This window comes from Streptomyces sp. CNX435 (assembly GCF_059570575.1).
This window is the reverse complement of sequence record NZ_JCANTA010000020.1, coordinates 110,541-128,147: the sequence shown is the minus strand read 5'-3', so window position 1 is coordinate 128,147 and position 17,607 is coordinate 110,541. Positions and strand designations below refer to the sequence as shown.

The 17,607-nt window shown below is 73.7% G+C and carries 18 protein-coding genes and 2 pseudogenes; 11 read left to right on the top strand and 9 right to left on the bottom strand.

All coding sequences use genetic code 11. The features are described 5' to 3' along the window. Positions 1-91: 91 nt before the first annotated feature. The 5 genes from T328_RS27480 to T328_RS27460 all read left to right on the top strand — a co-directional run bounded on the left by T328_RS27480 (position 92) and on the right by T328_RS27460 (position 3,931). A complete protein-coding gene (locus tag T328_RS27480) occupies positions 92-1,483 on the top strand; it encodes a radical SAM protein (RefSeq protein ID WP_496498875.1) in 1,392 nt (463 codons plus the stop codon). A gap of 43 nt (positions 1,484-1,526) precedes the next feature. Beyond that, positions 1,527-2,180, top strand: a complete 654-nt coding sequence (locus tag T328_RS27475) for a class I SAM-dependent methyltransferase (RefSeq protein WP_496498874.1) — start codon at positions 1,527-1,529, stop codon at positions 2,178-2,180. Positions 2,181-2,250: 70 nt separating this feature from the next. Beyond that, entirely contained in the window at positions 2,251-2,652 is a 402-nt protein-coding gene (locus T328_RS27470) for a MerR family transcriptional regulator (protein ID WP_496498873.1), read from the top strand. Between the two features lie 14 nt (positions 2,653-2,666). Then, positions 2,667-3,008: a thioredoxin family protein gene (locus T328_RS27465; RefSeq protein ID WP_496498872.1), complete on the top strand. Its 342-nt coding sequence runs from the start codon at positions 2,667-2,669 to the stop codon at positions 3,006-3,008. A gap of 86 nt (positions 3,009-3,094) precedes the next feature. Continuing rightward, complete coding sequence (locus T328_RS27460; protein WP_496498871.1) at positions 3,095-3,931, top strand: hypothetical protein; 837 nt, start codon at positions 3,095-3,097, stop codon at positions 3,929-3,931. A 59-nt stretch (positions 3,932-3,990) separates the two neighbouring features. Here the strand turns inward: T328_RS27460 and T328_RS27455 are convergent, their stop codons facing one another. Then, positions 3,991-4,578: a TetR/AcrR family transcriptional regulator gene (locus T328_RS27455; protein ID WP_496498870.1), complete on the bottom strand. Its 588-nt coding sequence runs from the start codon at positions 4,576-4,578 to the stop codon at positions 3,991-3,993. Positions 4,579-4,643: 65 nt separating this feature from the next. Continuing rightward, positions 4,644-6,287 (bottom strand): MFS transporter, encoded by a 1,644-nt coding sequence (locus tag T328_RS27450; protein ID WP_496498869.1) that lies wholly within the window; start codon positions 6,285-6,287, stop codon positions 4,644-4,646. 191 nt (positions 6,288-6,478) lie between these two features. On the opposite strand from T328_RS27450, the gene T328_RS27445 reads away from it, so the two are divergent. The 3 genes from T328_RS27445 (at position 6,479) to T328_RS27435 (ending at position 11,140) form a co-directional block, all read left to right on the top strand. Further along, a complete protein-coding gene (locus T328_RS27445) occupies positions 6,479-9,079 on the top strand; it encodes a serine/threonine-protein kinase (protein WP_496498868.1) in 2,601 nt (866 codons plus the stop codon). A 103-nt stretch (positions 9,080-9,182) separates the two neighbouring features. Next, the gene (locus tag T328_RS27440) at positions 9,183-9,611 is read left to right on the top strand and encodes a hypothetical protein (protein WP_496498867.1); all 429 of its coding nucleotides are present in this window, start codon (positions 9,183-9,185) and stop codon (positions 9,609-9,611) included. A gap of 2 nt (positions 9,612-9,613) precedes the next feature. Next, on the top strand, positions 9,614-11,140 hold the full coding sequence (locus T328_RS27435; protein ID WP_496498866.1) for a caspase, EACC1-associated type: 1,527 nt from the start codon (positions 9,614-9,616) through the stop codon (positions 11,138-11,140). Between the two features lie 29 nt (positions 11,141-11,169). On the opposite strand, the gene T328_RS27430 is transcribed toward T328_RS27435, so the two are convergent. The 3 genes from T328_RS27430 to T328_RS27420 all read right to left on the bottom strand — a co-directional run bounded on the left by T328_RS27430 (position 11,170) and on the right by T328_RS27420 (position 14,087). Next, positions 11,170-11,712, bottom strand: coding sequence for a DUF1707 SHOCT-like domain-containing protein (locus T328_RS27430; RefSeq protein ID WP_496498865.1), 543 nt, complete (start codon positions 11,710-11,712; stop codon positions 11,170-11,172). Between the two features lie 123 nt (positions 11,713-11,835). Beyond that, positions 11,836-12,879 (bottom strand): SDR family NAD(P)-dependent oxidoreductase, encoded by a 1,044-nt coding sequence (locus tag T328_RS27425; protein ID WP_496498864.1) that lies wholly within the window; start codon positions 12,877-12,879, stop codon positions 11,836-11,838. A 182-nt stretch (positions 12,880-13,061) separates the two neighbouring features. Beyond that, positions 13,062-14,087, bottom strand: a complete 1,026-nt coding sequence (locus T328_RS27420) for a helix-turn-helix domain-containing protein (protein WP_496498863.1) — start codon at positions 14,085-14,087, stop codon at positions 13,062-13,064. 276 nt (positions 14,088-14,363) lie between these two features. Here T328_RS27420 and T328_RS27415 point away from each other — a divergent pair, with 276 nt between their 5' ends. Continuing rightward, positions 14,364-14,945: a TetR/AcrR family transcriptional regulator gene (locus T328_RS27415; protein WP_496498862.1), complete on the top strand. Its 582-nt coding sequence runs from the start codon at positions 14,364-14,366 to the stop codon at positions 14,943-14,945. 87 nt (positions 14,946-15,032) lie between these two features. Here T328_RS27415 and T328_RS27410 read toward each other — a convergent pair whose 3' ends face one another. After that, a complete protein-coding gene (locus T328_RS27410) occupies positions 15,033-15,740 on the bottom strand; it encodes a hypothetical protein (RefSeq protein ID WP_496498894.1) in 708 nt (235 codons plus the stop codon). Here T328_RS27410 and T328_RS27405 point away from each other — a divergent pair. Then, complete coding sequence (locus tag T328_RS27405; RefSeq protein ID WP_496498892.1) at positions 15,693-15,959, top strand: SDR family oxidoreductase; 267 nt, start codon at positions 15,693-15,695, stop codon at positions 15,957-15,959. The two genes, T328_RS27410 and T328_RS27405, sit on opposite strands and share 48 nt — an antisense overlap. Before the next feature lie 129 nt (positions 15,960-16,088). Next, positions 16,089-16,503 (top strand): annotated as a pseudogene (locus T328_RS27400) (SDR family oxidoreductase); the annotation flags it as partial. Positions 16,504-16,589: 86 nt separating this feature from the next. Here T328_RS27400 and T328_RS27395 read toward each other — a convergent pair. The 3 genes and pseudogenes from T328_RS27395 to T328_RS27385 form a co-directional block, all read right to left on the bottom strand. Continuing rightward, positions 16,590-16,745 (bottom strand): annotated as a pseudogene (locus tag T328_RS27395) (LysR family transcriptional regulator); the annotation flags it as partial. Between the two features lie 110 nt (positions 16,746-16,855). Beyond that, positions 16,856-17,335, bottom strand: coding sequence for an SRPBCC family protein (locus T328_RS27390; RefSeq protein ID WP_496498861.1), 480 nt, complete (start codon positions 17,333-17,335; stop codon positions 16,856-16,858). Position 17,336: 1 nt separating this feature from the next. Beyond that, entirely contained in the window at positions 17,337-17,525 is a 189-nt protein-coding gene (locus T328_RS27385; protein ID WP_496498860.1) for an acyl carrier protein, read from the bottom strand. Between the last annotated feature and the right edge of the window lie 82 nt (positions 17,526-17,607).

The window sequence follows — 17,607 nt, the reverse complement described above, 5'->3', positions numbered from 1 at the left end:
CCCCCGCCGCCCGGCGAGGGGGAGCGCACGTGTTCAATGGAGGGTGCGGCGTCGCTCCGCCACGGACGCCGACGCCGGGAAGGAGCAGCACATGGACACCGCAGCCACCTCAGCCACCGCAGCCATCGCGGCGAGCCGCAGCCGGACCGACCTGGTCGAGAGCCTCATGGCCCGCTTCCCGCACGTGCCCAGGGAAGCCGTGATCAAGGAAGACCTGCTGCGGGGCGGGATGGCCTTCGACGACTCCGCGCTCAGCGGCGCGGGCGAGGACGGCTCCGGCGAGGTGAAGCCGAAGTCGTACTTCATCTTCTCCTTCGACCACGGCACGCTCCCCGAGCTGGGCGCCGCCGCCCTCAACCGCCCGCCGGAGGAGGTCGTCCTCACCGGCGGCCCGTACGACCTGCGCCGCACCGTCGTCTCCGTACGGGTCAACCCCTCCTCCCCGTACCGCGTCAAGCCCGGCGACGACGGCGCCCTCGGCCTCTACCTCGACGGCGTCCGCATCGCCGACGTCGGCCTGCCGCCGATGCCGGACTACTACCGGCACACGCTCGCCAACGGGAAGTCCGTCATGGAGGTCGCGCCCACCATCCAGTGGGGCTACCTGATCTACCTCACGGTCTTCCGCGTCTGCCAGTACTTCGGCGACAAGGAGGAGTGCCAGTACTGCGACATCAACCACAACTGGCGCCAGCACAAGGCCGCCGGCCGCCCGTACACGGGCGTCAAGCCGGTGGAGGAGGTGCTGGAGGCGCTGGAGATCATCGACCGGTACGACACCGCGAAGACCTCCACCGCGTACACCCTCACCGGCGGCGCCGTCACCCGCCACATCGGCGGCAAGGACGAGGCCGACTTCTACGGCCAGTACGCCAAGGCCATCGAGGAGCGCTTCCCGGGCCGCTGGATCGGCAAGGTCGTCGCCCAGGCGCTGCCGAAGGCCGACGTCCAGCGCTTCCACGACTACGGCGCGCAGATCTACCACCCCAACTTCGAGGTGTGGGACCGCCGCCTCTTCGAGCTGTACTGCCCGGGCAAGGAGCGCTACGTCGGCCGCGACGAGTGGCACCGCCGCATCCTCGACTCCGCCGACGTCTTCGGCCCGTCGAACGTCATCCCCAACTTCGTCGCGGGCGTGGAGATGGCGGAGCCGTTCGGCTTCACGACGGTCGACGAGGCCATCGCGTCCACGCGCGAGGGGCTGGACTTCTTCATGTCGCACGGGGTCGTGCCGCGGTTCACCACCTGGTGCCCGGAGCCGACGACGCCGCTGGGCAAGGCCAACCCCGAGGGCGCGCCGCTGGAGTACCACATCCGGCTGCTGGAGACGTACCAGGACGCCCTGGACACCCACGGGCTGTCGTCCCCGCCCGGTTACGGGCCGCCCGGGCCGGGGCGGGCGGTGTTCTCGGTCAGCTCGTTCATGGACTCGATGCCGCTGCCGGACGACGCGGCGGAGGCGGCCGTCCCGGCCCGCGCCTGACGCCCCGGGCGCCGCATGGGCGCCGCATGGGATGCTGAGCGCCATGACCGGAACGGGCAACGACGCGCGCGCCGCGGTACGGAACAGCTACGACGCCGTGGCGGAGTCGTACCTCGACACCGTCGGCGGTGAGCTGACGCACAAGCCGCTGGACCGGGCGCTGCTCGCGGCCCTCCTGGAGCAGGCCGGGGACGGCGCGCCGGTCGCGGACCTGGGCTGCGGGCCGGGGCACGTCACGGGGTGGCTCGCGGCGCACGGGGCGCGGGCGGTCGGGGTCGACCTGTCGCCGGGCATGATCGCCCTCGCCCGGCGGGAGCACCCGGAGGCGGAGTTCCGCGATGGCGACCTGCTGCGGCTGCCGGCCGCGGACGGCGAGTTCGCGGCGGCGGTCGCGCTGTACTCGGTGATCCACCTCGAACCGGCCGAGCTGGCGCCCGCGTTCGCCGAGGCGCGGCGCGTGCTGCGGCCGGGCGGGCGGCTGCTGGTCGCGTTCCACGCCGGCACCGAGGTCCGGCACCTGGACGACTGGTGGGGGCACCCGGTGGACGTGGACTTCCGCTTCCTGGAGCCGGCGCCGGTCGCCGATCTGCTCCGGACGGCCGGGTTCGACGTCGAGGCGACGCTGGAGCGCACCCACTACCCAGAGGAGCCCGAGACGACCCGCGCGTACCTCCTGGCCCGCCGGCCGGAGGCGTAGCGGCGGGAGGCGCAGCGGTGCGCGGCCCGCGCTTGTCCTGACGCCGGCGTCAACGTCTAACGTCGACGGTATGCGCATCGGGGAACTCGCCGCGAGAGCCGGGGTCAGCACGCGGACCCTGCGCTACTACGAGTCGCGCGGGCTGCTGCCCGCCGCCGACCGCGGCGCCAACGGCCACCGCGTGTACGGCGACGACGCCCTGCGGCTCGTGGCGCAGATCCGCACGCTGCAGGACTTCGGCTTCGAACTGGAGGACACCCGGCCCTTCGTGGAGTGCCTGCGCGCCGGCCACCCGGCGGGCGACTCCTGCCCCGACTCGCGCGCGGCGTACCGCAGGAAGATCGCCGAACTGGACGGGCTGATGGCGGAGCTACGGGCGGCGCGCGACCACCTGACCGCACAGCTGGCGCGCGCGGAGGCGTCGCCGTCGCCGTGCGGAGCCGATGGAGACCTGCCGCTCTGCGGCGGCTGAAGGGGAGAGCGGACATGACGACGACACAGGCCGCACAGGGTGTTCCGTACGTCACGGACGAGACGTTCGCCGAGGAGGTGCTGCGCGCCGGCGTACCGGTGCTGGTGCAGTTCACCGCCGCGTGGTGCCCGTCGTGCAAGCAGCTGACGCCCGTCCTCGGCGCGCTCGCCGCCGAACTGGGCGACCGGGTGAAGGCCGTACGCCTCGACGTCGACCACAACCCGCAGACGACCGTCGCCCACGGCGTCCTCGCGGTGCCGACGCTGCTCGTCTTCCAGGGCGGCGAGCCTGTACGCTCCGTCGTCGGCGCCCGCTCCCGGGCCCGGTTGCTGCAGGACCTCGACGGCGTGATCTGACCCCCCGGCCCTTCGGCCCCTCCGCCCCTCTGTCGAGGGCGGTACTCCTTAGGAGATGCTCTCTGCGACCGTACAGAGGAGGGGCGTTGATATCCCGCTTGTTCCACCGCGACCGGCAGAGCCGGCTGCAGAGGCAGTTCGAGAAGGCCGAGGGGCACATGGACAAGGTCCAGATGGACAAGGCCCTGCCGCTCCTCGAAGAGCTGCACGGCGAGCTGGCCGGCGAGGAGGACAACCCGCTCGCCTCACGCGTCGCGTACCGGCTGGCGGGCTGCCACTGGGTGCTGGGTGACGAGGACAAGGCCATGCCGCTCGCGGAGCACGAATACCGCACGCGCACCGACCCGTTCGAGAAGGGGTGCTGCGGCCGGCTCGTCGGCATGTGCCACCTCACCGCGGGCCGTACGGAGGAGGGCACCCGCCTCTTCGAGGAGAGCCTCGTCCACCTGGAGGCCGGGCGGCCCCTGGCCATGCTGACCACCCGGCACGCGCGCGAGCTGGCGGACCTCTGCGTGGGGGCGGAGCGCTGGGCCGACGTCGCGGTGCTGCTGGAGAAGGTGCTGAAGGGGTACCGGGAGGGCGAGATCCGGGTCGTCATCGACCAGTACGACGTCTTCGGCGTCCGCTGGACGCTGGCGCTCGCGTACTGGCGGGAGCGGCGCTACGACGACGTCATGGAGCAGCTCGCCAAGTTCCGCGGCTACGGCCCCCTCTTCGAGCGCCACCCGGACTGGCGCAGGACCGCGGGGCAGGCGAGCGCGATCTACAACTACCTGGAGGCCCACGGGGCCGCCGTCGAGGAGATGGACACGGACCTGGAGCAGATCGCGGGGGTGGTCGCGGAGGACTGGCGCTCCCAGGGCCTGCTCTACAAGGGCCCGCGCGCGGACGGCATCGGCTGGGGCGCGGCCTCGGGGGCGTAGCGGCCGTATCGGGCGGATCGGGCGGATTGGCCGGGTGGAAAATGGTGGGTGTGGGGCGACTAGTCCTCGTCCGGCCGCAGGCTGCGGGCGAGTACCGCGCGGATCCGGCGTGCGTCCGGGCGGGCGTCGGTGAGCAGGATGTCCGCGCAGAGGCCGTCCGTCACCGCGACGAGCGCGTCGACCGCCCGCGGGTCGGAGGTGTGCCGCTCGCCGATCCTGGCCACCGCGTCCCGCCACCGCCGCGCGACCGGGCGGAGGGCGGGGCGGCGGGCCGCCAGCGTGGACAACTCGCGCTCGGCGAGCGCGCGTTTGCGGCCGTCGCCGCCCGCGGAGGCGACGAGGGCGGCGAGGCCGTCGAGGTCGTCGCCGTCGCTCTCGATGATCTCGTGCAGCTGGTGCGTGTACTCGTCGGCCACCGTGGACAGCGCCGCGACCAGCAGGTCGTCGAGGGTCGCGAAGTAGTACGCGGTGAGGCTGGTGGGTACGTCCGCCTCGCGGGCCACGGTGCGGTGCGTGACGCCGCCGGCGCCGTCGCGCTGGACGACGCGGAGGGTGGCCTCGATGATCTCCGCCCGGCGCCGGAGGCCGCGGGCGCGGCGGCCGTCGGTGACGGGCTCGGCCTTGCGGCGCGTCGCGCCCTGCTCCACGGTGCGGGCCTCCGGTCGGGGTGGGTCGGTGCGACCAGGGTAGCCAGGGGCGGGGCGCCCGCGCGTCAGCCGTCCCCCGCCGCCGGCTCGACCGGCGCTGCCGGCTCCGTGGGCTCTGCCGGCGCTGCCGGCTCGACCGGCTCGACCGGCTCCGCCTTCGCTACGGGCCCGATCCCGCGCAGCGCGACCGCCGCCACCACCGCAAGCACCGCCACCGCCACGCCCGCGATCCCCGTGGCCACGTTCAACCCCGTGACGAACGCCTCCTCCGACCGCCGCAGCACCCCCTCCGGCAGCTCCTCCGCCGCCCCGGCCGCGGCCGGCAGGCCGTCGCCGGCCGCCTCCCGCGCACCGTCCGGCAGCCCGGCCGGAATCCACCCCTCCATCCGCGCCCGGTACACCACCGTCGTCACGCTCCCCAGCACCGCGACCCCCACCGCCAGCCCCAGCTCCTGCACCGTCTCCGACAGCGCCGACGCCGACCCCGCCCGCGCCGGCGGCGCCGAGCCGACGACGAGATCCGTGCCCAGCGCGGCGAGGGCGCCGAGCCCGAGGTAGACGAGCGCGAAGCCGGTGACGACCGGGCCGGGGCCGTCGGTGCGGTCGACGGTGGCGAGCAGCCCGTACCCGATCGTGGACACGCCCAGCGTCGCCCCGACGACGTACCCCGGCCGGAACCTGCGGGCGAGCAGCGGCGCGCCGATCGCCGCGACGAACATCATCAGCGCCGGCGGGCCCATCCACACCCCCGCGGCCGGCGGCGTCATGCCCGCCACCAACTGCAGGTGCTGCGTGACCAGGTACATCACTCCGCCGACACCGACCAGCCCGACCAGCAGCAGCCCCAGCGCCACCCCGAACGTCCGCTCGGCGAACAGCCGCAGGTCCAGCAGCGGCGCGGCGAGCGTGCGCTGCCGTCGTACGAACCAGAAGCCGCAGGCCGCGCCGGCCGCCAGCGCCGGCACCGTGGCCCCGCCGAGGCCGCCGACGCCCTCCGCCGCGGCGTGCTTGACCGCGTAGACCACCGGCAGGATCGCGCCGAGCGACAGCGCGACGCTCGCGACGTCTAACGGCCCGTCCGGGCGCGCCCGGTACTCGGGCAGCAGCAGGGGACCCGCGACCAGCACCACCGCGACCATCGGCACCGCGACCAGGAACGCCGAGCCCCACCAGAAGCGCTCCAGCAGCGCCCCGCCGACGAGCGGCCCGGCGGCCATGCCCAGCGCGAACATGGTCGCCCAGATGCCGATGGCGAGCGCCCGCTGGCGGGCGTCGGCGAACATGTTGCTGATCAGCGCCAGCGTCGACGGCATGAGCGTCGCCCCGGCGACCCCGAGCGCGGCCCGCGCGGCGATCAGCGCCTCGGCGCTGGGCGCGTACGCGGCGGCCACGGAGGCGGCGCCGAAGGCGGCGGCGCCGATGAGCAGCAGCCGGCGGCGGCCGAGCCAGTCGCCCAACGTGCCCATGGTGACGAGGAATCCGGCGATGAGGAAGCCGTACGCGTCCATGATCCACAGGGATTGGGTGCCGCCGGGGTGCAACTCGGCGGCGAGCGCGGGGAGCGCGAGGTAGAGGACGGTGACGTCCAGGCCGAGCAGCACGGTGGGCACGGCGAGGACGGCGAGGCCCGCCCACTGCCGGGGGCCGGCGCGGTGGACGGCGGACGTGGTCTCAGGGGTCGCGGGGGTCACAGGGGTCGTGCGGGTCATATGGGGCTCCCTCGGTGCTGTGGCCTTCTTGAACGATAGTTCTAGTTGTTACTCCGTTCAAATTTCTGGGTGCGGGTCAGACGGTCCGGCCGGCCTCGGCGAGGAGTCCGTCCCCGTGGAACCGGTGGTGTTGACGTGGCGTCCCGGTCGGGGAGAGCGTTGCCGCGGAGAGCCGTTAACAGGGGTGTGGCGTGGAGGATTTGCGGGCCGAGGATCCGCGGGAGGTCGGTCCGTACCGGCTGCTGAAGCGGCTCGGCGGCGGTGGCATGGGGCAGGTGTACCTCGGGCACTCGCGCGGCGGGCGGCCGGTGGCGGTGAAGGTGGTCCGGGCGGAGTACGCGGCCGATCCGGAGTTCCGCCGGCGGTTCGCGCGCGAGGTGGAGGCCGCCCGGCAGGTCGGCGGGTTCTACACCGCGCACGTCGTGGACGCGGACACCGGCGCCGATCCGCCCTGGCTGGCTTCGGCGTACGTCCCCGGGCCGTCCCTGGAGGCAGCGGTGCGCCGGCACGGGCCGCTGCCGGAGGGCGCGCTCGCGCTGCTGGCGTCCGGCCTCGCGGAGGGGCTCGTGGCGGTGCACGAGCGGGAGATGGTGCACCGCGACCTCAAGCCGGGCAACGTGCTGCTCGCGGCGGACGGACCCCGGCTGATCGACTTCGGCATCGCGCAGGCGGCGCAGGAGACGCGGCTGACGGGGACGGGACTGGCGATCGGGACGCCCGGATTCATGGCGCCGGAGTACGTGGTGGGCGACGAGGCGGCGCCGGCGGCGGACGTCTTCGCGCTGGGCGCGGTCCTGGCGTACGCGGCCACGGGCCGTGCACCGTTCGGCACGGGTGCGCCGCACGCGGTGAACTACCGGGCGGTGCACGAGGAGCCGGACCTCACCGGGCTGCCGGCCGGCCTTGCCGGGCTGGTCGCGCAGTGCCTGGCCAAGGACCCGGGCGTGCGGCCGACGCCGGCCCAGATCCTCGACACGATGCCCGCGGGGGATGACGCGGCGCGGTCGTGGCTGCCGCCCGGCGTGGCGACGATGGTCGACGAGCGGAACCATGACGCGCGGGACGTCGGCGGGAGCGGGCCGGGGCCGACTCCGACCCCCGCGCAGGGCGGATACGAGCCGGGGCCCACCGCGCGGGAGTGGGAGCGGGAACGCCGGGAGCGGGAGCGGCACCGGGCAGGGCGCCGGCACCGCCGGCTGCTGGCCGGCGCGGAGCTGGTGGCCGCCAGGATCACCGGCGCCCAGGCCCGCGCCCGGGCACTGGCCCAGGTGGCGGCCGCGGTACTCCCCGGCGACACCCAGCACGGGGCGTTCCTCGTCGTGGAGGCGCATCGCGCCGCTGCGAGCGCGCCGGATGTGGTGGCGCGGACGCAGGCGCTCGCCGAGGTGGCCGCCGCACTGGCACCGGTGGACGCGCAGCGCTCGAAGAGGGCCGCGAAGCAAGCGCTGGACCTGGCACACGCGGTGAGGGGCTTTCGTACGAAGCCGGCGCGCGCGGCGGCGCTGCGCGCGGCGGCCCTCGCCCTGGCTCCCGCCGACCCCGCGCAGGCGGAGGCCGTCGCCAGGGGACTCGGCGGCGCCCCGGCGCAGGTCGAAGCGCTGGCGGAGGTCGCCGAGCGGATGGCGGCGACGGACCCGCACCGTGCCGAACGGATCGCCCAGGAAATGCCCGCGGAGACCCACCGGTGGGAGTCCGAGATCATCCTCAGGCAGGTCGTGAAGGGGATGGCGGCCCGGGATCCCCAGCGCGCCGAGCGTGTCGCCCGCGGCCTTCCCACACCGGACCAGCGGAAGTGGGCGCTGCGGGACCTGGTGAGCACGCTGGCGCCGCTGGATCCGCAGGCGGCCGAGCGCGTCGCCCGGAGTCTTTCCGACGAGGGCGAGCGGACGACGGCGCTGTCGGAGGTCTTCCGGCGCGTACTGGAGACGGACCTGGACGCCGCCGAACGGCTCGCCCGCACCATGGTCGACGAGGAGGAGCGGGCGGACGCCCAGTTCGCGTTGGCTGCCGAGCTGCGCGACACGGATCCGGAGCGGGCCCTGGCCGTCGCAAGGCGCATCCCCGAGGACTGGCGGACCCTGGCCCTCGCGGCCATCGCCCAGAGCCTCGCCCCCGAGCACCCCCGGCGGGCGGAGCAGCTGTTCCAGGAGGCCGAACGGCTGGCGGCCAAAGTCCAGGACGAGGAGCACAGCCTCGCGGCCAGGACATGGATCGCCGCGGCCCGGGGCTCGGCGGACCCGGAGCGCAGACGGCAGGCGCTCCTGGAGTTCCCGAAGGCCGACTACGTGTCGGGGCTGGTCCTGCTGTCCTCCGGGCTGGTGCGCGCGCGGCCCGCGCAGGCGCTGGAGCTGCTGGAGGAGTGCGTACAGATCGCCCGCGACCTCCCCGAGGACTTCCGGATGTCGGCGCTGGAAGGCCTCGTCTTCGTTGGCGCGGAGCTCGATCCGGACTGGGCGGCCCGGGTGGCCCTGGAAGCCTCGGCCCTGCAGGCCGAGTACCGTCAATACGATCTGCAGCGGATGGCCAGCACGCTGGTCGACATCGCCCCCGAGACCGCCGCGACCATCGCGGCCGAGGCGGTCCACGCCATCCGCAAGGAGTACGGCGACAGGACCGTAATCGTCTTTGATGACGCGTTGGTCACCCTGGCCGAGGCCGACCTCGAGAGCGCGGTACAGCTCGCCGTGGCGGGCCGTGGCGCCGAGGACGCGGACGAACTGCTGGCGAACCTCGTCGAGGGCATCGTGGCGGAGGCCGCCGAACAGGCCGGGCGCGCAGAGAGCGACGGGTAGGAAGGAGGAAGCCGACAAAATTTCTCCGCCTCTTCACCGACCCCGAACTCCCGCCCGACGAGGACGGTCAGTACGTGCACGCAAGCTGAATAAACTCGTGCGTATGACAGACAGGGGCGGGGAGAGCGCGGGCGCATTGCGGCTGACCGTGGCCGGGGGCGCGGACGTCGACGACGAGGAACTGGACTCCCTCACCGGGCAGTTGCGGCAGACGTTGCTGGAGCTGGAGGTCGACGAGGTACGCGCTGGGCGGGCAGTCGGGGGCGCGCCGGACGGGGCCAAGCCCGGGGAGGTCGTTGCCGTCGGGGTGTTGGCCGTGACCCTGGCGCCGGTGGTGCTGCGTTCCGTCGTACGTGTGGTGGAGGCGTGGCTGCAGAACCGGCCCGTCCGGTCCGTACGGCTGGAGTTCGACGGCCGCAGCCTCGAACTCGGCGACGCCTCCGACGCCGAGAAACAGCTCCTCATCGAGGCGTTCCTCCATACCGATCCCCCCGCCCGGCAGTCCGCCCGGGAACCCGCCGACCGGGACTAGCCATGGCAGTACCCACCCCCGGCCCCGGCAACGGCCGCCGCGACGCGCTGCTCATCGCCACCGACACGTACGACGACGACGCCTTCCGCCCCCTCCGCTCGCCCGGCCAGGACTGCGCCGGCCTCGCCCGCGCCCTGGCCGACCCGAGCATCGGCGGCTTCCAGGCCGAGCAGCTGAAGGACGCCCCGGCGCACGAGGTGATGCGCGCCATCGAGCGGTTCTTCCGCGACCGCAGCCGCAACGACCTCCTCCTGCTCCACCTCTCCTGCCACGGCATCAAGGACGACGACGGCCACCTCCACTTCGCCGCCCGCGACACCGACCGCGACCTGCCCGCCTCGACCGCCGTGCCCGCCGCGTTCCTGCGCAGCCGGCTGGAGCGCTGCCGGGCGCGCACGATCGTCGTGCTGCTCGACTGCTGCTACAGCGGTGCGTTCCTGACCGGCGCGAAGGGCGACGACCAGGTGCATCTACGGGACGAACTCGCCGGCTCCGGCCGGGTGGTGCTCACCGCGACCAGCCGCACCGAGTACGCCTGGGAGGGCGAACGCCTGGAGGCCACGGCCCCGCAGCCCTCCCGCTTCACCGGCGCCCTCATCGAAGGGCTGGCCACGGGCGCGGCGGACCTCGACGGCGACGGCCGGATCACGGTCACGGAGCTGTACGACTACGTCTACGAGTCGCTGCACCGCGCCGGCGTACGGCAGCGGCCCCGGATGTGGGCGGATGTGGAGTACCAGGTCGTCATCGCCCACGTGCCGCCGCCGCGGCCCGAGGACGACGACCCCGCACCGGTGGTGGACCACGACGCGAACTACCGCGAGATCATGGACGCCTTCTTCGGCGAGGGCGGTGTAGCACAGTCGCTCGGGCGCACCCGCGGGGGCTCCGACCTCTGGCTCGACATGGACCTGGCCGACATGGCCCGGAGCACCGTCGAGGAGTTCGTCGTGGACAACGCAATCCTCTGCCCGACCTGTTCGGGAGGGCTCGTGGCGGAGGGGACCTCGATGCACCCGTGCGCGCACTGCGTCGGCACGGGCAAGACGTGGCCCTCTGGGCGCCACCTCCTCGGCCAGGCCTGCCGGCACTGCGAGGGGACCGGCTCGTTTCTTCCCTCTCCCTGCCTGGAGTGCGGCGGCGACGGCCGAGTACGCACCCGCCGTACGCTCAAGGTCAAGATCCCGGCGGGCATCAAGGACGGTGCCCGCATCCGGGTGGCCGGCGAGGGCGAAGTCGGCCCGAGGGGAGGCCCGCCGGCGGACCTGTACATCAGCGTCACCCAACGGCCGCACCCCGACTTCACCCGCGAAGGCGATGACCTCGTCACCCGCGTCGGGCTGTCCCGGGCGGCGGCGAAACGGGGCACCACCGTCCGCGTGCCGACCCTGGTCGACGGCGACAAGACTGTTCACATCCCCGCCGGTATCCGCGACGGCCAGTCCCTCCGGCTGCGCAAGCTCGGCATGCCCCGCCTCAAAGGCGGCGGTCGGGGCGACCTCTTCGTCCACGTGGACATCGACGCCTGACGCCCGGCGCCACGCCGGGTCCGCAGCCGTCAGCGGCGCGCGTGGCGTACCGTCAGTCGGCCGAAGCCCATGACGCCTGAGATCCGGATCGTCGGTCCGCCGGAGACGGGCCGGCGCGGGGGCTTGTAGACGGAGTCCTTCATGCCGTTCTGCACGCCGTCGATGTCGACGACCGCGTCGTGGGGCACCGTGATCGAGGCCCGTCCGGTGCCGACGTTCAACACGATGTCGACCACCGGGTGTTCGATGACCGCCCGCGACAGGTCCAGCCGCACCCGCCCGAGCGCCGACTCCACCCGCAGCGTCCGCGGCACCCGCCACGCCCCGCTCCTTCGGATCCGCCCGGTGGCGGCCCCGATCGTGGCCGTGCCGCCCGTGTCCTCCGCCGGCAACGAGGCCAGCGCCGCGCTCAGTTCGCCCCGGGTCGTGGCGGTGAGCACCTGGTCGAGCCGCGCGTCCATGTCGTCGCGGGTCAGGCGCCCTTCGGCGTACGCCTCCCGCAAGCGCCGTGCGCCACGGTCGCGTTCGTCGTCGCCGACCAGGGTCGAAGCGTCGTCCGGTGGGGAGGTCACGGGCCTCACCCTAGCGCCGGCCGCCCGCGCGCGCCGCTCCGTCTCCGCGCCCCGTTACGCGCACGCCGCCGGGCCCGCCTCCGCACCGCGGACCCGTCGGCGTGCCGAACGTCGCGCCGCGGGTCAGGCCCGGCCGGGCGCGGTGCCGAAGGCGTCGACGCCGGTCAGCTCCGCCGACAGCGCCCACAGCCGGGCGGCCTGGTCCGGGTCGGTGGCGTGGTCCCGTACGCCCGGCCGCAGCTCCCGCTCGCCGCCGGGGGCGGCGGGCTCGGCGACGTCGCAGTCCTCGCAGTACACGCCGCCCAGGCCGGCCAGCCGGGGCGAGGTCGCCGCCCACACCTGCGTGGCCGCGCCCTGCTCTGCGGTCTTGAAGGCGTCGATGAGGTTGCCGTCCTCGTCGAACCAGCCCTGCTCGACCTGCTCCTCGTGGGGGACGTGGCGGACGAGGTCGGTGAGGATCATCCCGGGGTGGACGCTGAAGGCCCGTACGCCGGAGTCCCGGCCGAGGGCGTCGAGGTGGACGGCGAAGAGCGCGTTCGCGGTCTTCGACTGGCCGTACGCCGCCCACTTGTCGTAGGGCTCGGCGCGGAAGTGCGGGTCGTCCCAGCGGATGGGGGAGAGGTGGTGGCCGCGGGAGGACAGGGCGACGACGCGGGCGCCGCCGTCGCGTACGAGGGCGGGGCTGAGGCGGTTCGCGAGGGCGTGATGGCCGAGGTGGTTGACGGCGAACTGCCCCTCCCAGCCCGCGGGTCCGACGCGGGTCTCCGGGCTGGCCATGATGCCGGCGTTGGTGACGAGGAGGTCGAGGGAGCGGTCGGTGGCGAGGAACCGGTCGGCGAAGCGGCGGACGCTGTCCAGGTCGGCGAGGTCCAGCTCGTCGACCTCGGCACCGCCGGGGCCGCCGGCGCCACCTGGCCCGCCGGGGTGATCGGCGGCGTCGAGCCCGGCCAGCGCCTTCTCGGCGACGTCGCGCCGCCGGGCCGGTACGACGACGCGGGCCCCGGCCCGTACGAACGCGCGGGTCGTCTCCAGCCCCAGGCCGACGTAGCCGCCGGTGACGACGGCGAGCCGGCCGCTGAGGTCGACGCCGCGCAGGACGTCGGCGGTGGTGCTCCGGGCGCCGAAGCCGGAGCCGGTGTGCTGCTGCGGAGTGGTCGTGTGAGTCATGTCGCGGACGCTACGACTTGGAGGACGCTCTACGGCAAACCCGGAACGGGCCTGAGCGGGCCGGGGGGGCGCCGCCGCCCCCGGCCCCGCTCACCCGGGGACTGCCGGGGCGCCATGCGGCACCGGCGGGACGGGGGCACAGGACTTTCGGACGTACCCGAAAGACCGCCGTGCGGGTCGGCTCAGACGGTGACTGCCGCCGTCCTGCCCGTGAGGAGGGCGGTGCCGAGGGGCGTGAGGGAGTGGTGGACGCGGTTGCGGAGGCGGGTGGTGGTGATCAGCCCGGCGCGGCGGAGCACGGCGGCGTGCTCGCTGGCCGAGGAGGCTGACACCCCCGCCCGGCGGGCGAGTTCGGAGGTGGTGCAGAGGCCGCCGAGGCTCTGCAGGACGGCGGCCCGGGTGTGCCCGAGGAGCTGCGCGAGGCCCTCGGCCCTGACGTCACCGCCCGCACCGCCCGTACTGCTCATGCCCCCCACACCGCCCGCCCCGACGGGCACCCGCGCCGGCGCCCGGGCCGGGTAGACGAGGATCGGCGGCAGCGAGCCGTCCGCCAGCGCGACCGGCAGCCGCCGGCAGAAGTACGACGGCACGAGCAGGAGCCCGCGCCCGTCGAGGTGGAGGTCGCGGTCGGCCGGGTAGTCCGCGGTGAGCACCGGTGGCCGCCACCGCAGCCCCGGGCCGAAGGTGTGCAGCATCGCGTCCGTACCCGCGACGCTCTGCGTCTGCGCACGCCACAGCCGGTCCTGCTCCGTACGCTCGCTGATCCACGGCCACGCCGGCCGCAGCACGGACGAGTGGTACGCGCGCAGCGCCCGCCCCAGCCGCCGCAGGCTCTCCGGGTCGCCGTCGGCAAGCGGCCGCATCCACGCCGGCGGCGTGGCCCGCTCCACGAGCCGGGTCAGCTCGGCGCGCAGCCGCGGCCGGGGCGTGGACAGTACGGCGTCGATGCCGGACTCCAGACCGCCGCCCGCGGAGGCGGCCGGGGTGAGGAAGTCGGGGAAGTAGCCTCGCGACGGCATCACCGGCCGCAGCACCCGCAGCGCGGACCGGCCGGTCGTGCAGTTCCGCGTACGCCAGGCGCGTAACGCCGGGTCAGGGCCCCGCTCGGTGAGCTGGTGCACGCTGAGCACGGTCTCCCAGAGCGGGTCCGGTCCGTCGGCGATCCGAGTGCGCGCCAGGTCGGCGGCGGTGAAGTGTACGCGCAGCAAAAGCCCTCCCCCGTGTCGTGACCCGGCTGACGGGCACGTCCCCCCGATACCCGGACCGTCCCGTCCCGGGCCCTGCCGTCGGTGGCGGCGGACCCGGTCCCCTGTTCCGGGCCCGTCGGCAGCGACGGTGTGAACGGCCGGGGAACGACCGTTCTCCGGGGAGGGTAGTGTGGAGAACGGTCGTTCTCAAGCGATCGGACGCCGCCGGGACGGGATCGGAACGGCGCCGGTACTTTGTGAGCGGCGTGGCGGCGGGCGAAAACGGGAGCGGGAGACATGGACGCGGACAACGAGATCGCCCGGGAGCGCGTGCTCGATGCGGCCGACGAACTCTTCTACGCCCACGGCATCCGCGCGGTCGGCATGGACCGTATCCGCGACGCCTCCGGCGTCTCCCTCAAACGGCTCTACCGCTGCTACGCGTCCAAGGACGAGCTGGTCGAGGCGTACCTGCGGCGCCGGGACCGCCGGCTGCGCAAGGGGCTGGCGGACTACGTCGTCAAGGAGGCCACCGGCCGCCCGCGGGAGCGGGCGCTGGCGGTCTTCGACTGGCTGCACTGGTGGTTCGGCGAGCCGGGCTTCCGCGGCTGCCCGTTCACGAACGCCTTCAACGAGATCGGCGCGGAGAGCGCCCGCGCCGCCGCCGCGGTCCACGACCACCAGCGTGCCGTCGGGGCGTACATCCGCGGCCTGGTCGCCGCCACCGGCGTCCCCGACCCGGACGCCGTCGCCAACCGCTTCCTCGTCCTCTACGCCGGCTCCCTCACGTTCGCCGCCATCTCCCGCAGCCGCGCCCCGGCCCGGTACGCGCGTGAGGCGGCGGCGGCGCTCCTCCCGGCGGACCCCGCGGGCACGTGACGGGCGCGGCGCCCCACGCGCGGGCCGCGCCCCGCCCCCCGGCCGCCGCCGGGGCCCGACCCTGAAACCGGCTAAGAAGAGGCGGGTTCAGCCGGTGCAGCCCGGAACCGGGACGGGGGAGCCGGCGCAGTCGTTCGGGCGGTTGCGGGTGATGCGGGTGTACGCGGCCTTGACGCGGCCGGCATTGAAGACGCCGCCGGCCGTCTCGGCGGCCCGGTTGCCGGTGACCACGGTGTCGTACAGCGCGAGACGGCTGATCCGGCCGTTGCTGAGCACACCGCCGCCCACCCCGTCGGGGACCCGGTTGGCGGTGATCCGGCTGGACTTCACGGTCACCGATCCCCCGTTGTTGAAGAGCCCTCCGCCGCCGTAACGGGCCGAATTGCCCCGCAGTGTGGTGTCGTTCAGCGTCGTGGTGGCGCTCTCTCCGTTGGTGAACAGGCCGCCACCGGACTCCGCGGCGTGGTTCGAGGCGACGGTGCTGTGGTGGAGGACGAGCGTGCCGAAATTGTTGAAGACACCCGCCCCGCTCCCGACGGAGCCGCCGCCGCGGACGGTGATCTGGTCGAGTTCGAGATGACCGCCGACCTCCACCTCCAGGACCCGGAAGCTGGTCGTCCGCGCGGCCCCGCCGCGTGCGATGACGGCGTCGGCCGGCCCCCGGGAGCTGATCCGGACCCGGCCGGTGACCGCCGTCAGGCCGTTCACGCGGTCGAACGGCTTGGTGATGCCGTACGTGCAGCCGCCCTGCAGGGTGATCTCCCGCCGGGTGTCAGGATCGTCGTTGGCCGCCACGATGGCGTCGTTCAGCGCGGCGACCCTGTCCGGGGGTGCAGCCGATCCGGACCGTGGTCTCCTGCGCCCTCGCCCCGGTGGGGAGCAGGGCCGCCGCTGGGGCGGGACGGTCATCCCGACGATGTCGCCAACGCGGTCCTGTTCCTCGCCGGCGAGCAGTCGAGCTGGGTGACCGGGAGCGATCTCATTGTGGACGGCGGCGAATTCCCCAAGGGGTGAGGCCGATTCCGAGGGAGAGGATCGAGAGACAACGGTCCCGTTCCTCGCTTTCGACGCCACCTGTTCCACCGTCGCCGAGTTCGTGTGGACGGCGGCGCCACCCAGCTCTGATCCGACAAGGAGCCCACTGTGAGCCAGGAAGCCGTACTCATCACCGGAGGCACGAGCGGCATCGGCCTCGCCACCGCCCGACTGCTGCACAAGCGCGGCGCACACGTCATGGTGACCGGCCGGAATCCGGCGACGATCCGATCATGAAGGCCATGCCGCTGGGGGAAGTCGACGAGGCGACCTACGACGAGGTGTTCGCCACCAACGCCAAGGGGCAGTTCTTCATGCTCCAGAAGGCGCTGCCCCTGCTGGCGGACCGCGCGTCGGTGGTCTTCACCGTCGGCATCGCGGCCATTCGTGGGCTCGCGGGCGCGAGCGTCGGCGCAGGCAGCAAGGGGCCCTGCTGACGATGGTCCCTTCGCTCGCGATCGAGCTGGCGCCGCGCGGTGTCCGGGTGAACGCGGTGAGCCCAGGCGTGATTTCCACGCCGCTGCCGAGGTAATGGGCGTCGTCGGGGCTCTGTTCACACGCCGCCATCAGGGCGAGGCCCAGCACGCCCCGGCGGCACAGCCGGTCGAACGGCGTACGGTCGAACAGCTCCACGCCGAGATCCCGCTCGAGCCCGCGGATCTGCTGGGACATCGACGGCTGAGCGACGCGCAGGACCTCTGCCGCGGCCGTCACCGAGCCCTGCTCGGCAACGGCAAGGGCGTACTCGAACTGACGAAGGCTCATCGGGTCCGTCCCCTCGCCGGGCCAGACCTCGGCCCGTCCCGTAGTGATAGCTGTCCCGCAGGTAACGCGCTCCAGCCGGCTGAGATTCCCGCGACCCCGGCGTGCCCGGCTCACCGGTCGTCGGGGACGCTGTCCCGCCTCGCCCTGTGCTCGCTCTCGATGATCTCCTTGATCCGCGCCATGTTGGCCTGTGACGTCTCGTTGAGGTGGTCGGCCATCTGCTCGTTGTCGTAGGGGGCGCCGGCCCGCATGTCGAACTCCTGTACCCAGCGCATTTCGGTGCCGGCGCCGGTCTCGCGATAGGTCCAGTGCAGCTTCATGTAGACGAAGGGGCCCGTTTCGATCCGGTACGCCCTTACCGTGAGGGAGTCCCGGTCGGGGGAGCGGCGGGAAACCCATTCCCACACCCTCCCGTTCGCGTCCGGGCGCGTTTTGATCCGGAAGTCGATGCCGTCGTCCGTTCTCCGGATGATTTCCGTCTCGGCGTAGCCGGCGAACAGGTCGGGCCAGGTCTCGACGTCGTTGGTCATGTTCCACACGAGGTCGACGGGGGCCTCGATCACGACGGAGTTCTCGGTGCGCGCTCCCATGTCAGCCCTGCCTTCCGGAGACCATGGCGTTGACCAGCCGGAGCGTGCCCCCGGGGGTCGTCATGGCGCTCTCCGGGACCTCGACGCCCAGGGTCTGCTTGATCCGGGCGGACAGTTCCAGCAGCGCGAGCGAGTCGTAGCCGAGTTCCTCGAAGGCCATGTCGGCGATGTCGCCGTCCAGATCGGCCACGTCGGACTCTCCTGCACATTCTCTGATGAGTGAGACGAGTTGCGAGAGGGTGATCTCGGGCACGGGTGACCTCCGTGGTCGG